The sequence below is a fragment of the Micrococcus sp. CH7 genome (genome assembly GCF_001595485.1).
GTDB classification, from domain to species: Bacteria; Actinomycetota; Actinomycetes; order Actinomycetales; family Micrococcaceae; genus Micrococcus; species Micrococcus luteus.
Window position 1 is genome coordinate 81627 of sequence record NZ_LOSQ01000044.1, and the last position, 14617, is coordinate 96243.

Here is a 14617-nt window from a genome sequence, read left to right on the forward strand (position 1 = left end):
GTCGGTGACGTGGTGAGGGCGGGATGAGGGCCGGAGAGCCGTCGTGATCGTAGCGTGATCGACCATTCCCGGGAACATCTTTCGGAGGCTTGTCGGGTGATTTCACGCCCCCGTGATGTCCGGTTCACCCATTCACAGGTGGGCGCGGTGTGGCACCGGGGCGGAGCACAGCGGAGGGGTGTCGGGTCCGCGCCGGGGGATACGGTGACGGGAGACCACCACGGGCCGCCCGGCCCGGGAACCAGAGGAGGCAGACCATGGCGGAGCCGATCCACATCGGCGCGGCGGCGGACGTCCCGGAGGGCGAGGCGATCGTCGTCCCGGCGGCGACGGCGGGGACGAGGGACGACGTCGCGGTGTTCCACACGGACGCGGGCGAGTTCCACGCGATCGACGACACGTGCACCCACGAGGACGCCTCGCTGGCCGAGGGCTGGCTCGAGGACGACCGCGTGGAGTGCCCCCTGCACGCCGCGCAGTTCTGCCTGCGCACCGGCGAGGCGCTCTGCCTGCCCGCCACCAAGGGCGTCGGCGTGCACCGCGTCGAGGAGCGCGAGGGCCAGCTCTACCTCGTCCCCGGCGCATGAGCCACGACGTCGACGCCCCGGCGGGCGTGCCCGGCTCGGTCGTGGTGGTGGGCGGCGGCGTCGCGGGCTTCGCCGTGGTCCGCGAGCTGCGGCGCCGCGGTTTCGCGGGCGGGATCGCCCTCGTGGACCCGCAGGGCGTGCCCTATGACCGGCCGCCCCTGAGCAAGGAGTTCCTGACCGGCGACGCGGACGCGCACCGCCTGCTGCTCGCCCCGCCGGCATGGTTCGCCGAGCACGGGGTGGAGCTGGTGGAGGACGAGGCGGTCCGGGTGGTGCCGGGCGGCGTCCACCCCGACGGCGGCCCCGCGCCCCACCGGGTGGAGACGGCCTCCGGGCGGGTCCTGGACACGGACGCGGTCGTGCTCGCCACGGGCGGGCGACCCCGGGCCCTCGACGTCGCCGGCGCCGACCACCCGGACCTGATCACCCTGCGCACCCGCGCCGACGCCGAGACCCTGCGCGACCGCCTGACGTTCGGGACCGAGGTGGCGGTCGTGGGCGGCGGTTTCACGGGGGCGGAGGTCGCGGCCGCGGCGCGCCGCTCGCTCGCCGCGGTGACGCTCGTGACCGGGACGGACGCCCCGGCTCGCGCGGCGGTCGGGCCAGCGCTGGCCGCCCGCCTGCACCGGATGCACGCCGAGCACGGGGTCGCGGTCGAGGTCGGGCGGGCGGCCTGGATCGAGCACCGGGACGCCGACGGCGGCGCCGCACTGCCGGCCGCCCACCGGCTCCACCTCCACGACGGGCGGACCGTGGACGCCGACGTCGTGGTGTTGGCTGGCGGCACCGTGCCGGACACCGCCCTCGCCGCGGACGCCGGTCTGGAGGTGGCCGACGGCGTGCTCACGGACGCGATGGGCCGCACGACCGTGCCCGGGATCCTGGCCGTGGGCGACGCCGCGCGCGCCCGGGAGTCCGCGTGGGCGCCGTCGCGGCACTGGGAGCCGGCGCTGCGTTCCGGTGCGGCCGCCGCGGCGGCGATCCTGGGGGAGCAGGCGGACGCCCCGGGCGCCCCGTGGTTCTGGTCCGACCGGTACGACGCCCACGTGGAGGCCGTGGGGGACATGACGGTGCCGGCCGGCGGGCGGATCGTGGACCGCGAGGTGCGCGGCGTCGTGGTGGCGAGCTTCGCCCTGGCCGCGGACGGGACCCTGCGCGGGGCCGCGTCGATCGACGACCCCATGACCGTCAAGGCCGCCCGGCGCATCATCGACCGGGGGATCGTGGTGGACGCCGCCGCGCTCGCGGACCCGGCCGTGCCGGTCAAGTCGCTGGCGCGGGGGTGAGAGCGCCCGTTTCGTCGACGAAAGCGGTCAGGTGCCGCAGTAGGTGACGAACGGGGCCCCGTCCGCCGGACCCGGCTCCGCGTGCCGCTCGAACCCGGGGCGCGGGGTGAAGGGATCCGTGACGGCCTCGAGCAGCCGGTGGACCGGGGTGAGGTCCCCGCCCTCCGCGGCCGTCAGGGCCTCGTCGAGCAGGTGGTTCCGCGGGATGTAGACGGGGTTCACCGCGCGCATCCGGGCCGGATCGGGACCCATCGCCCGCCAGTCCGCAAGCCAGGCGGCGAGCCCCGCGGGGTCCGGGGCGCCGGGGACGAGTCGTGCCGCCTCGGTGCGCGCCGCGTCGTCGTCCACGGGCGCCGCCGTGTGCTCGGCCAGCCGCACCCAGAACGAGGTCCAGTCGGCCCGCGCCGCGGCCAGCCACGGGAACAGGCGGTCGGTGAGCGCGGCGACGTCGTCCTCCGCCACCGACGTCGGGAGGCCGAGCTTGTCCCGCAGTCCGCCCCGCCACGCCGCGAGATGGACGCCGTGGAACCTGCCCAGCGCCTCCTGGGCGAGCGCGACGGCGCGGTCGGGGTCGTCGTCGAGCACGGGCACGAGGGCCTCGCCGAGCCGGGCGAGGTTCCACGCCGCGATGGGCCCCTGATTCCCGTACGCGTACCGGCCCTGGGTGTCGATCGAGGAGAAGCTCGCGGCCGGGTCGAAGGCGTCGATGAACGCGCAGGGGCCGTAGTCGATGGTCTCGCCGGACAGGGTCATGTTGTCCGTGTTCATCACACCGTGGACGAAGCCGAGGAGCATCCAGCGGGAGACGAGCTCGGCCTGCGCGGCGATCACCGCCTCGTAGAGCGCGAGCGCGGGGTGCTCGGCGTCGGCGGCGTGCGGGTGGTGGCGGGCGATGGCCTCGTCGACGATCCGGCGCAGCACCTCCGTGGGGTCCGCCCGCTCGGGGAGAGCCGCGGCGTACTGGGCCGTGCCGACGCGCAGGTGCGACGCGGCCGTCCGGGCCAGCACCGCACCCGGCAGCACGGTTTCGCGGCGCACGGGGTGGCCCGTGGCGACGACGGCCAGCGCCCGCGTGGTCGGCACGCCGAGGGCGTGCATCGCCTCGGAGACCACGTACTCGCGGAGCATGGGGCCGAGCACGGCCTGCCCGTCGGCGTTGCCGCGCGCGAAGGGCGTGCGACCGGAGCCCTTGAGATGCAGGTCGTGGAGCCGACCGTCCGGAGCCGTGAGCTCGCCGAGGAGGAGGGCGCGCCCGTCGCCCAGGCGGGGGGAGTAGTGGCCGAACTGGTGGCCCGCGTACGCCTGCGCGACCGGCCGCGCGTCCGGGCCGGGCTGCTCGCCGGTGAGGAAGGAGACGCCGTCGTCGGTGGCGAGCCACTCGGCGTCGAGGCCGAGCTCCGCCGCGAGGCCGGCATTGAGCAGGACGAGCTGCGGGCCGTCCGTGGCCTGGGCCTGCCAGGGCAGGGCGAGCTCGGGGAAGGTGTCGGCGAAATGCGAGCTCAGGGCGGGAACGGACGTGGTCATGGGGCCACGCTACGTGGGGGAGGACGGGTGTTCACGGACCGGCTCCCACCGGGCCCGTCCTTTCGAGGCGGGAAATCGACCCCATGGGCGTGGACCAGAGCCCTATGACCTGGATTTCGCGCCTCGAAACGGGGGGCCGTGGCGGACTGCGGTGACCGTGGATCTCACCGGGTCACCCACCGAACGCGGCCGCCCGGCGCCGCACCCGCGCGACCACGTCCGCGTAGTCGTCCCGGGCATCGGCCCACATGACCTTGATCGAGAGCCAGTCGTGGTCGGCGCACCAGCGGTCGCGCAGCACGTCCCGGGCCTGCTGCTCGGCGGTGCGGTGGTGCTCGCCTTCGTATTGCAACGCGAGGCGCCACGGCCGATACCCGAGGTCGACCGTCGGAGCGTGGCGGTTTGACGGGTCCAGCCGGCACTGCACCTCGGGCTCCGGCAGCCCGGCGTCCACGAGCGCCAGCCGCAGACGCGTCTCGCGCGGCGAATCCGCCCCCACGCGCATCCTCGCCAGCGCCGCCCGGGCCAGCCCGCGCCCCCGGAAACGTCCCCGTTCGACCAGCGATCGGACGAGCTCCTCCGGGGTGTAGGCGGGAGCCCCGCGTCCGCCGCCGGGCAGCCACGGCGGGCAGAGAAGCGCGTCACCGGCGACGACGACGTCCCGCTCCGTGAGCGCCGACCGTGCCGCGCACAGGTCCCACAGCGTGCGGGCCGGCGTCGTCACAAGCACGTCGCCCCGCGTCATCCGCTGTCCTTCCAGCACCTCGATGCGGTGGGGCACCAGACCCGCCTGGACCGGCCGGCCACCCGAGGTGCCGACGCTGACGTGCACCGCACCGGGGGCCAGCAGCCGCTCGGGCACGGTCAGGCCGTGCAGGCGGGCGGCGGTCTCATGGCTGACGACGACATCGGGATGGCGCCGCTGGTACGCGCGGATCTCATCCATCGTCCACTCACGGACGGGGGCCGCCGCAGGGCCGGCCGGCCCGTAGACGCCGTGGCGCAGCCGCCGCAGGTCTGAGGACTGCAGTCGGGACCACGTCACGCCCGCCCGGCGCGCGTCGTCGACCGTGAAGGCGGCGGGGTCGATCGACGGCGGCAGCGGGGCGGGGCGACGGGACATGCGGCGAGCGTGCCCCGTCGCTCCGCGTCCCGAGACGGACGAGCGGGGGCCTGGGGACGCACGAGGGGGTCCGGTGCGGTTGTGCAGGAGGCGGTGACGTCCCCCGGGGCGCCGGCCCCGAGCCATTCGAGGCGGGAAATCCACGTCATGGGCCAGGACCGGGCGTTCTTGAGGTGGATTTCGCGCCCCGAAGTGAGGGGATGACCGGATCAGTACGACGCGCGGGGCGCGCTCTGCCCGTCGGCCGCGGCGTCGCTCGGCTCCGGGCACCAGCGGTCGGCGAGGGCCTCGGCGGCGCGGGCCAGCAGGGCGACGTCGGCGCCCACGTTGACGTAGTCCGCACCGGCGGCGGCGTAGGCGTCGGCCTGCGCGGGCACGAACGCGTTGACGCCCACGATCTTCCCGGCGGCCTTGACCTTCGTGATGACCTCCTCGACCGCGGCCACCACGTCCGGGTGCGACTGCTGGCCGAGCAGGCCCAGGGACGCGGAGAGGTCCGAGGGGCCGATGAAGACGCCGTCGATCCCGTCCACCGCCGCGATCTCGTCCGCGTTCCGCACGCCGGCGGCCGTCTCGATCTGCACGATCACGGAGACGTGGTCCGCCGCGCCGGGCAGGTAGCCGGGGATCCGGTTCCAGCGGCCCGAGCGTGCCAGGGCGGAGCCCACGCCGCGCACCCCGCCCTCGGCGGAGCCGTCCGGGTAGCGGGCGGCGGCCACGGCGCGGCGGGCCATCGCGGCGTCGTCGACCATGGGCACCAGCAGCGACTGGGCGCCCAGGTCCAGGAACTGCTTGATGGCCACGGTGTCCAGCGCCGGCACGCGCACCAGGGTGGGCACACGGTAGCCGGCGATCGTGCGCAGCTGGGCGAGGACGTCCTGCAGGGTCAGCGGTGCGTGCTCGGCGTCGATGAGCAGGTAGTCGAGGCCCGCGCCGGCGCAGATCTCCGCCGTCGTCGGGTCCCCGGAGGAGAGGAACATGCCGGCGGCGGGGCGGCCCCCACGGGCGGCGACGGCCTCGGGCGTGAAGAGGTCGCGGAACAGCGGCTGCGGGTTGTGGCGGACGGGCATGGGACGTTCCTCCGGGGTTCTCCGCGCCCTCCACCCGACGCGGGTTGAGTTGTCGCGGGTGGAGCGGCGTCGTACTGGTGATAGGTCAACCCGCGTTGCGGGCGGGCGGGGCGACGACGACGGCGGGCGGCTCAGGCGAAGCGGCAGGTGATGGTGCCCAGCGGGCCGTAGTCGGCGTAGACGGTGTCGCCCTCGTGCACCCACATCGGGCGGGTGAAGGAGCCGGCGAGCACGATCTCACCGGCCTCGAGCGCGTCCCCGTGCCCGGCGATGCGGTTGGCCAGCCAGTGCACGCCGTTGGCCGGGTGGTTCAGGACGCCCGCGGCCACCCCGGTCTCGATGATCTCCTCGTTGCGGGAGAGGATGCCGGACACCCAGCGCAGGTCCACGTCGTGCACGCCCACGGGGCGGCCACCGATCACCAGGGAGCCCAGGGCGGCGTTGTCCGAGATGGTGTCCGTGATGGTGCGGCCGGCCATCTCGATGCGCGAGTCCAACACCTCGAGCGCGGGCACCACGTACTCGGTGGCGCGCAGCACGTCCATCAGGTTCAGGCCGGGCCCGCGCAGCTCGTCCCGGAGCACGAACGCCAGCTCCATCTCGATGCGCGGGTGGGTGTACTTCTTCCACTCGTACACGTGGCCGGACTCGAACACCTGGTCGTCGAAGATCACGCCGTAGTCCGGCTCGTCGATCCCGGTCGCGTCCTGCATGGCCTTGGAGGTCAGGCCGATCTTGTGGCCCACCTTGCGGCGGCCCGCCTCGACCTGGCGCTCGGCCCAGATGCGCTGGACGGCGTACGAGTCCTCGATCTGCATCTCCGGGTAACGCGCGGTCAGCCGCGGCACGGGCACGCGGTCGATGCCCGCACGGTGCAGCTCGTCGGCGATCTTGACGTGGGTCTCGTGGTCCAGCACAGCGGTCTCCTTCACGACGACGGGCAGGGGCCTGGCCTTGATCGTATACGATTACGCGGCTCGGCCCCCGGCCCCGTCGCCATCCTGTCACCGCCCCGGATCAGTCCGGGGCGCGCGTCCCGATGCCCAGCCCGGGCTTGCGGCGGTGCACCGTGAGCCAGGCCAGCCCCCCGACGCCCGTCTGCGAGGCGGGACACCCCTGCTCCCCACGCTTCGAGGCGGGAAATCGAGCTCAAACTGGCCCTCCCGGCTCGAATGAGGTGGATTTTCCGCCTCGAACGGCGTGGGGCGGGGAGACGCGGAGACGCGGAGGATGGTAGGGAGGGCGGACGCCGACGGCGGGCACCCGAGGTGGGTGCCCGCCGTCGTCGTGGTGTCCCGAAGCGGTGCCGGCCGTGCCGGTCAGAGCTGGTTGCCGAGCTTGTACTCGCCCTGCTTCCACTCCGGCATGGACTCCTCGCCCTGCCCCTCGCGGGTGTAGGAGAAGCCGTCGGCGCCGATGGTCACGTCCATCTCGGAGTCGTCGGTGCGGGAGACCAGCGGCTGCAGGTTGCCGTCGAGGTCCAGCACGCGGGAGGCGTCGGTGTACCACGACGGCACGACCGGGGTGCCCCACCAGTCGCGGCGCTGGTTGTCGTGCACGTCCCAGGTGACCACGGGGTTGTCCGGGTCACCGGTGTAGTAGTCCTGGGTGTAGACCTCCACGCGGTGGCCGTCCGGGTCACGCAGGTAGAGGTAGAACGCGTTGGAGACGCCGTGGCGACCCGGACCGCGCTCGATGTGGTCGGACATGCGCAGGGCGCCGAGCTTGTCGCAGATCGCCAGGATGTTGTGCTTCTCGTGCGTGGCGAAGCACACGTGGTGCATCCGGGGGCCGTCGCCGCCGGTCATGGCGGTGTCGTGCACGGTGGGCTTGCGGCGCATCCACGCGGCGTAGACGGTGCCCTTCTCGTCCTGGATGTCCTCGGTGACGCGGAAGCCCAGGTCCTGCATGTAGCGGGCGGCACGCGGCACATCCGGGGTCACCTGGTTGAAGTGGTCCAGGCGGACCAGGGCGCCCGGGGTGTAGAGGTCGTAGCGCCAGGCCAGGCGCTCCACGTGCTCGACGTCGTGGAAGAACTCGTAGGGGAAGCCCAGCGGGTCCTCGACGCGCACGGAGTCGCCGACGCCCTTGACGAAGCCGTCCTTCCGGCGCTCCACGCGGCAGCCCAGCTCCTCGTAGAAGGCGACCGCCTTGTCCAGGTCCTCGGGGGTGCGCACGCGGTAGGAGAACGCGGCCACGGCGGCGGTCTCGCCCTGGCGCAGCACCAGGTTGTGGTGGATGAACTCCTCCATGGAGCGCAGGTAGACGGTCTCCTCGTCCTCCTCGGTGACCACGAGGCCGAGCACATCCACGTAGAACTCGCGGGACTGGGCGAGGTCCGTGACCACGAGCTCCATCGAGGCGCAGCGCAGGATGTCCGGCGCCTCGGACGTCGGGGTGGGGAGGGGGTTCTCCGGGTCGATGGGGGCTTCCTTCGTGACGAAGAAGCCGGAGGAGGTCTTCTGGCGGCTCTCGAGGTTGGTCATCGGTGCTCCTTGGTGATGGCGGTGCGCTGTGGCCTGGGACACGGTCGCTCACTCGATCGTATACGATCCAGGCGACCGGCGGGAAGGCCGTCGAGGAACGCGGGTTGAGTTGTCGCGGGTCCGGGGCGCCCGCACCCGCGACAACTCAACCCGCGTCGGGTGGGCCGGGGGGAGAGGCCCGGCCTGGCCCCACCACGACGACGGCGCCCGCACCGTCGCAGGGACGGTGCGGGCGCCGTCGTGGTCGCCGGTCAGCGCGGGGTCAGCCGTCGATCTTCGCCGCGGCCTGCTCCTGCTTGCCGAACACCGGGTTGTGGACCTCGCCGAGGTTGATGTGCACGGCCTGCTGATCGGTGTAGAAGTCGATCGAGCGGTAGCCGCCCTCGTGGCCCAGGCCGGAGGCCTTCACCCCGCCGAACGGGGTGCGCAGGTCCCGCACGTTGTTGGAGTTGAGCCACACCATGCCGGCCTCCACGTTCTGCGCGACGTTGTGGGCGCGCTTGAGGTCGTTGGTCCAGATGTAGGCGGCCAGACCGTACTTGGTGTTGTTGGCCAGCTCGAGGGCCTCCTCCTCCGTGTCGAAGGGGGTGATGGCCACCACCGGGCCGAAGATCTCCTCCTGGAAGATCCGGGCGTCCGGGGCCACGTCCGCGAACACGGTGGGCTGCACGAAGTTGCCCTCGGGGAAGCCCTCCGGGCGGCCGCCGCCGGCCACCAGGCGGGCCTCGGTCTTGCCGATCTCCACGTAGGACATGACCTTCTCGAAGTGCTCCGGGTGCACGATCGCGCCGACCTCGGTGGTCTCGTCGTCCGGCAGGCCGACCTTCACGCGGGAGGCCTGGGCGGCGTAGCGCTCCACGAACTCGTCGTAGACGGAGCGCTGGACCAGGATGCGGGAGCCGGCGGTGCAGCGCTCGCCGTTCAGGGAGAACACGCCGAAGATGGTCGCGTCGATCGCCGCGTCCAGGTCCGCGTCCTCGAACACCACGGCCGGGGACTTGCCGCCGAGCTCCATGGACAGGCCCTTCAGGTGCGGGGCGGCGTTGGCGAAGATGATCTGGCCGGTGCGGGACTCGCCGGTGAAGGAGATCAGCGGCACGTCCGGGTGCTTCACGAGCGGGTCGCCCGCGTAGCCCTCCTCGCCGAAGCCGTGCACCATGTTGAACACGCCCTTCGGCAGGCCGGCCTCCTCGAAGATCCCGCCCCACAGGGAGGCCGAGAGCGGGGTGAACTCGGCGGGCTTGAGCACCACCGAGTTGCCGGTGGCGATGGCCGGGGCCAGCTTCCAGGACTCCAGCATGAACGGGGTGTTCCACGGGGTGATCAGGCCGGCGACGCCGATCGGCTTGCGGTTCACGTAGTTGATCTGGCGGCCCGGCACCTTGAAGGTGTCGTCGTGCTGGGCCACGATCAGGTCCGCGAAGAAGCGGAAGTTCTCGGCGGCGCGGGCGGCCTGGCCCCTCGCCTGCTTGATCGGCAGGCCGGTGTCGAAGCACTCCATCTCGGCCAGCTGGTCGCCGCGGGTCTCCATGATGTCGGCGATCCGGTGCAGCACGCGGGAGCGCTGGCGCGGCAGGGCCTGGGACCAATCGCCGGACTCGAAGGCCCGCTTCGCGGTGGCGACGGCGCGGTCGATGTCCGCGGCCTTGCCGGAGGCGGCCGTCAGGTACGGCTCGTTGGTCACCGGGTCGAGCACCTCGAAGGTGTCGCCGTCGATCGAGTCGACGAACTCGCCGTCGATGTAGTGGCGCAGGACGTCGGGCAGGCCCGCGGGCTTGCGGGCCTCGATGCTGGTCTTCTCCGTCATGGTGTCTCTTTCGCTGAGTGCTTCGGGTGGGTCTGATGATCGGGGCCTGGAGCAGCCGGCGTCGGCGCCGGTCCGGCCGGCGGTCACGCGGACGGCTCGGCGCTGTGCTCCAGGTAGGCGTGCAGGGTGTTCAGGCGGTGGGCGCGGGCGGCGGCCTCGATCTCCTCGAAGCGCGCCCCGTCCTCGATCAGGCGCAGCAGGTGCTCGTGCTCGTCCACGGAGGCCACCGCCCGACCGGGCACGTACGCGAACGTGGAGGAGCGCAGCGCGGCCAGGCGGTTCCAGCCGCGGTGCACCAGGTCGTGCACGTGCTCGTTCTGGTGATGCTCGAACAGGATCGAGTGGAAGCGGCGGTTGAGCTCGGTGAACGCCACCGGGTCCCAGGCCCTCTCCGACTCCGTCATCGCGCGCATGGTCGCGTTCACCTCGCGGGCCGCCGCGAGGTCCTCGGCGGTCACGTGCGGGGCGCACTGGGCGGTGGAGAACCCCTCCACCAGCGCCAGCGTCTCCATGGTGTGGCGGTACTCGACCGGGTCGATGCCCACCACGGTGGCGCCCACGTTGCGCTCGTAGGCCACCAGCTTCTCGGACTGCAGGCGGCGGATCGCCTCCCGCACGGGCACCACGGACATGCCCAGCTCCGCGGCGATCTGGGACAGCACCAGCCGGTCGCCCGGCTCGTGGCGCTGGTCCCGGATCCCCTCGAGGATCGCCTGGTAGGCGCGGTCCGCCTTGGAGACGGGGGCGCCTGCGAGGCCGACCGTTCCGATGTCCGTGCGGCGCATGCTCAGGCGTCGCCCTCCGGGGCCGGGGCGTCCGGCAGGGTCTTGCGGTACTCGGCGAACTTGGCCTTCCACTCGGCGTTCGGGGGGAACATCCCGTCCACCGGGTAGCCGGCCTTGACCTGCTCGTACGCCCAGGCGTCCTGGAGCTCCTGCTCGTAGGCGTCGTCCACAACCTCCTGGAGCAGGGACGGCGGGATGACCACCACACCGTCGTCGTCGCCGACGATGATGTCGCCGGGCTGCACGGTGGTGCCGCCGCAGGCGATGGTGCCGCCGACCTCCCACGGGATGTGACGGCGGCCCAGCACCGCCGGGTGCGTGGCGCCGGCGTACACCTGGAGGCCGACCTCGGCGACGGCGGCGGAGTCGCGGATGCCGCCGTCCGTGATCACGGCGTTCGCGCCGTTCACCTGGGCGCGCAGGGCCAGGACGTCCCCGAGGGTGCCGGTGCCGTGCTCGCCACGGGCCTCCATGACCACCACGTCGTCCGGCTGCACCGAGTCGATCGCCCGCTTCTGGGCGTTGAAGCCGCCGCCGAACTCCTTGGCCAGGTCCTCGCGCTTGGGGATGTAGCGCAGGGTCTTGGCGTAGCCGAGGACGCGCCGACCCCGGTGGATCGGGCGCGGGCCGTCGATGGTCGCGTTCTGGACGCCGCGCTTCTGCAGCTGGGCGGTGAGGGTGGCCACCGCGATGGCGTCGATCTTGGCGCGCAGCTCGGGGGTCAGCAGGGAGCGGTCCGGCTGCGGGGCGCTCGCGACCCAGTGGCCGTTCTCGTCCACCGCGGACGACGACGGCGCCGCGGCCTGCGGGGCCAGACCGGCGGCCTCGCGGGAGCCCCAGGCCTCCTCGCGCTGCACGTCGTCCACCTGCGGCTGCGCGCCGAACGGGGCCAGGGAGTGCTCCGAGTCGACGACCGTCGTCACCAGGCGGCCGGTGGTCGGTGCGCCGGGGGCGCTGGGGGCGTCCACCTCCACCTCGACGACGTCGCCCGGCTGGGCCACGGAGGATCCGGCGGGGGTGCCGGTGAGGATGACGTCGCCCTCCTCGAGCGTCATGAGCTGCGAGAGGTCGGCCACGAGCTGGCCGAACGGGAAGACGAGGCCCTCGGTGGTGTCGTCCTGGACGATCTCGCCGTTGACCCAGGTGCGCACGCGCAGGGCGGCCGGGTCCAGGCCCGCGGCGGAGATCACCGCGGGGCCGAGCGGGGTGTAGCCGTCGCCGGACTTGTTCTTGACGTTGGAGCCCTTGTCCGCGTGGCGGAGGTCGTAGAGACCCCAGTCGTTGGCGGCGGTGATGCCGGAGACGTGCGACCAGCCCTCCTCCGGGCTGACGCGCCGGGCGGTGCGGCCGATGATCAGCGCGATCTCGCCCTCGTAGGCGAGCAGCTCGGTGCCGGCGGGGCGCTCGATGGTGTCGCCGCTGCCGGCGAGGGAGGTGCCGGCCTTGAGGAAGTAGCCGGGGGCCTGCGGGGACCGGCCCCGCTGGGCGATGCGGGAGGGGTAGTTCAGGTGGACGGCGAGCACCTTGCCCGGCCGGTTCTCCCGGACGGTGAAGTCGTGCTCGGTGACGGTGGGCGTGGGGTCCGGTGTGCTCTGCGTCATGGTCGAGATCGTATACGATCTCGCGGGCCCGGGGAAGAGGTCGCACGCCCGGCAGACGCGCCGGGCCGACGTCGTCGTGGGCGCCCGCCGCGGCTCAGCGGGCCCGGGCGATCGACTCGTTCACCACCGGGGCCAGGCGCCGCACGCCCTCCACGAGCTTCTCGGCCGCCACGAACGAGTACGCCAGGCGCAGGGTGGAGTGCGTGCCCTCGACGGGGGTGAAGGCCGCCCCCGGCACGAACACCGCGCCCGCCTCGATGCCGCGGTGCATCACCTCGAGGGTGTCCACCCCGGCGGGCAGGGTGGCCCACAGGAAGAAGCCGCCCTGCGGGGTGATGAACTCGACCCCCGGGTCCCAGTGCTCACGCACCGCGTCCACGAGCGCCCCGGCCCGCTCGCGGTACAGCCCGGTCACGTGGCGGACGTGGCCCTGCCAGTCCAGCTGCGTGACGAAGGCGGTGGAGAGCATCTGCGAGTACGTGGATGCGTGGATGTAGGCCGACTCCGCGCACAGGTAGAACTCGCGCTGGAGCGCGGCCGGCACGAGCGCCCAGCCGATGCGCACGCCCGGGGAGAAGATCTTGGACATCGTGCCGAGGTGGACCACGTTGTCCCGGTGGTCGGCGGCGATCGGGGCGACGGGCTCGCCGTCGAACGCGATCTGCCCGTACGGGTTGTCCTCCACGATGAGCACGCCGTGCTTCTCGCAGATCGCGCCCACCTCGGCGCGGCGGCCCGCAGGCAGCAGGGCGCCCGACGGGTTCGCGAACGAGGGGATCGTGTAGAGGAAGGCCACGCGGCGGCCCTCGGCGGCCAGGCGGGTCAGGGTCTCGTCGAGGGCCGCGGGCACCAGGCCGTGGTCGTCGGTGCCCGTGGCCACGGCCTCGAGCTGCCAGGTGGTGAAGGTGGTCAACGCACCCACGAACGTGGGGTCCTCCACCACGACGACGTCGCCCGGGTTCGCGAACGCTCGGCAGGCGGTGTCGATCGCGGCCTGCGAGCCGGGGGTGATGACCACGAGGTCGGGATCCGCGTCCGGGATGCCGTCGGCGGCCATCACGGCGGTCGCGGCGGCACGCATCGCCTCGGTGCCCTGGCCCGGGCCGTACTGCAGGGACTCCGTGCCGAACCGGGTCATCAGGTCGGAGGCGATCCGGCCCAGCTCGTCGAGGGGAAGGTCCGCGAGCCACGGGTTCCCGCCCGCGAGCGAGACGAGGTTCGGGTCCATCGCGATGTCGAAGACGTCGCGGACCGCGGACTGCTTCACGCCGACGGCGCGCTGGGACAGGTGATCTCGGAGGTTCCGCACGCTCGGCACCCTATAGCACGGCGCGGCCGTGCCCGAAGGCCCGATGACGGGCGACGACGGCGGGTCGCGCGGTCAGGGGGCGCTCGGCTCCTGGCCGGGGGACCACGTGCCCTGGGTCGGCTCGGCGGGACCCCACGACGACTCCTCGGCCGGCGCCCACGTCTGCCCGCCGGATCCGTCGCTCGGCTCCCCACTCGGCGTGGGGTCCCCCTGCGGGACGTCCACGGACTCGCCGAGGCGGAGCGGTTCGAGCCCCAGCACGTCGTCGAGGTCCCGGCCGTCCACCTCGAGCCGGACCTGTCCCGCTGACGTGAAGGCGGCGGCGGTCGCCTGCAGCTGGGCGCGGATCCGCTCGGCCGTGCAGTCGTCCTCCGGCATCACGGTGCCGGTGAAGGTGAAGATCTCCACGTCGCCCTCGCGGCGGTGCCCGGTCGGGATGAGGGTCTCGCGCGCGTCGAACACGGCGTTCCACAGCGACGGGTCGCCGTGCCAGCCCTGCTCGTCCGCGAACAGGAAGTCCAGGGCGGCGTCCGCCTCGTCCTCGGTGTCCGTCGGCACGGTCTGCACGGGCACCAGCAGGTCGCCGCAGCCGAAGGGCCGGCCGCTCGTCCCCGGGACCGCCTCCGCCTCGGCGACGGCGAGGTAGACCGTCAGCGGCTGGTACCCCTCCGTCGCGGGCAGGGGCACGCCGTCGTCGGACGCCGAATCCTCGGCCAGGCCGGGGTCGACCGCGCAGCCGGCCAGCAGGCACGCGACGGCCACGGCACCCGTGAGCCGCAGGGCGCGGGAAGGGGAGGTCGGGCGCATCGGGTACTCCTGGCGGTCGGGGCTCGGCGGCGTCGGACGGGCCGACGGCCTCTCCATGCTACGGCCGTCCGCCTCGCCCGCCGCGAGCGGATGTGAGGCCTCCCACGGGTGGGAAGGGGCCCGCGGGCGGACGGCCGCGGCGGGCTAGGTGTAGGAGGGCATGACGTTGTTGACTCGGGTCGGTGCCAGTGAGGCCGGAGGGGCGTCTCCGCAGGAGGTATGAGGCCGATGA

The 14617-nt window shown here is 73.4% G+C and carries 12 protein-coding genes; 2 read left to right on the forward strand and 10 right to left on the reverse strand.

The genetic code is table 11. The features are described from left to right. Positions 1–257 precede the first annotated feature (257 nt). Positions 258–587 (forward strand): bifunctional 3-phenylpropionate/cinnamic acid dioxygenase ferredoxin subunit, encoded by a 330-nt coding sequence (locus AUV08_RS10855; protein ID WP_002857882.1) that lies wholly within the window; start codon positions 258–260, stop codon positions 585–587. Continuing rightward, complete coding sequence (locus AUV08_RS10860; protein ID WP_061866844.1) at positions 584–1873, forward strand: NAD(P)/FAD-dependent oxidoreductase; 1290 nt, start codon at positions 584–586, stop codon at positions 1871–1873. The genes AUV08_RS10855 and AUV08_RS10860 overlap by 4 nt, the downstream gene beginning before the upstream one ends. 27 nt (positions 1874–1900) lie before the next feature. Here AUV08_RS10860 and AUV08_RS10865 read toward each other — a convergent pair whose 3' ends face one another. From AUV08_RS10865 to AUV08_RS10910, 10 genes are all read right to left on the reverse strand, one after another. After that, positions 1901–3397: a YdiU family protein gene (locus AUV08_RS10865; protein WP_060974236.1), complete on the reverse strand. Its 1497-nt coding sequence runs from the start codon at positions 3395–3397 to the stop codon at positions 1901–1903. A gap of 172 nt (positions 3398–3569) precedes the next feature. Beyond that, positions 3570–4520, reverse strand: a complete 951-nt coding sequence (locus tag AUV08_RS10870; RefSeq protein ID WP_060974235.1) for a hypothetical protein — start codon at positions 4518–4520, stop codon at positions 3570–3572. A gap of 209 nt (positions 4521–4729) precedes the next feature. Continuing rightward, positions 4730–5590 carry an HpcH/HpaI aldolase/citrate lyase family protein gene (locus tag AUV08_RS10875; protein ID WP_061866845.1) on the reverse strand — a complete coding sequence of 287 codons (861 nt, stop codon included), beginning with the start codon at positions 5588–5590 and terminating at the stop codon, positions 4730–4732. Positions 5591–5721: 131 nt separating this feature from the next. Further along, positions 5722–6507, reverse strand: coding sequence for a 2-keto-4-pentenoate hydratase (locus AUV08_RS10880; protein ID WP_036313537.1), 786 nt, complete (start codon positions 6505–6507; stop codon positions 5722–5724). A 402-nt stretch (positions 6508–6909) separates the two neighbouring features. Further along, on the reverse strand, positions 6910–8076 hold the full coding sequence (hpaD, locus tag AUV08_RS10885; protein WP_061866846.1) for a 3,4-dihydroxyphenylacetate 2,3-dioxygenase: 1167 nt from the start codon (positions 8074–8076) through the stop codon (positions 6910–6912). A 262-nt stretch (positions 8077–8338) separates the two neighbouring features. Then, positions 8339–9883, reverse strand: a complete 1545-nt coding sequence (gene hpaE / locus AUV08_RS10890; RefSeq protein WP_061866847.1) for a 5-carboxymethyl-2-hydroxymuconate semialdehyde dehydrogenase — start codon at positions 9881–9883, stop codon at positions 8339–8341. 83 nt (positions 9884–9966) lie between these two features. Beyond that, positions 9967–10668, reverse strand: a complete 702-nt coding sequence (locus tag AUV08_RS10895) for a GntR family transcriptional regulator (protein WP_061866848.1) — start codon at positions 10666–10668, stop codon at positions 9967–9969. A 2-nt stretch (positions 10669–10670) separates the two neighbouring features. Then, positions 10671–12269: a fumarylacetoacetate hydrolase family protein gene (locus tag AUV08_RS10900; protein WP_041102617.1), complete on the reverse strand. Its 1599-nt coding sequence runs from the start codon at positions 12267–12269 to the stop codon at positions 10671–10673. A 94-nt stretch (positions 12270–12363) separates the two neighbouring features. Beyond that, positions 12364–13578 carry a PLP-dependent aminotransferase family protein gene (locus AUV08_RS10905; RefSeq protein ID WP_061866849.1) on the reverse strand — a complete coding sequence of 405 codons (1215 nt, stop codon included), beginning with the start codon at positions 13576–13578 and terminating at the stop codon, positions 12364–12366. 72 nt (positions 13579–13650) lie between these two features. Continuing rightward, positions 13651–14385: a GerMN domain-containing protein gene (locus tag AUV08_RS10910; RefSeq protein WP_061866850.1), complete on the reverse strand. Its 735-nt coding sequence runs from the start codon at positions 14383–14385 to the stop codon at positions 13651–13653. Between the last annotated feature and the right edge of the window lie 232 nt (positions 14386–14617).

Excerpts from the sequence above, each read along its gene's own strand:
- AUV08_RS10855 (WP_002857882.1), top strand. The coding sequence starts at position 258 with ATGGCGGAGCCGATCCACATCGGCGCGGCGGCGGACGTCCCGGAGGGC.
- AUV08_RS10860 (WP_061866844.1), top strand. The coding sequence starts at position 584 with ATGAGCCACGACGTCGACGCCCCGGCGGGCGTGCCCGGCTCGGTCGTG.
- AUV08_RS10865 (WP_060974236.1), bottom strand. The coding sequence starts at position 3,397 with ATGACCACGTCCGTTCCCGCCCTGAGCTCGCATTTCGCCGACACCTTC.
- AUV08_RS10870 (WP_060974235.1), bottom strand. The coding sequence starts at position 4,520 with ATGTCCCGTCGCCCCGCCCCGCTGCCGCCGTCGATCGACCCCGCCGCC.
- AUV08_RS10875 (WP_061866845.1), bottom strand. The coding sequence starts at position 5,590 with ATGCCCGTCCGCCACAACCCGCAGCCGCTGTTCCGCGACCTCTTCACG.
- hpaD (WP_061866846.1), bottom strand. The coding sequence starts at position 8,076 with ATGACCAACCTCGAGAGCCGCCAGAAGACCTCCTCCGGCTTCTTCGTC.
- hpaE (WP_061866847.1), bottom strand. The coding sequence starts at position 9,883 with ATGACGGAGAAGACCAGCATCGAGGCCCGCAAGCCCGCGGGCCTGCCC.
- AUV08_RS10895 (WP_061866848.1), bottom strand. The coding sequence starts at position 10,668 with ATGCGCCGCACGGACATCGGAACGGTCGGCCTCGCAGGCGCCCCCGTC.
- AUV08_RS10900 (WP_041102617.1), bottom strand. The coding sequence starts at position 12,269 with ATGACGCAGAGCACACCGGACCCCACGCCCACCGTCACCGAGCACGAC.
- AUV08_RS10910 (WP_061866850.1), bottom strand. The coding sequence starts at position 14,385 with ATGCGCCCGACCTCCCCTTCCCGCGCCCTGCGGCTCACGGGTGCCGTG.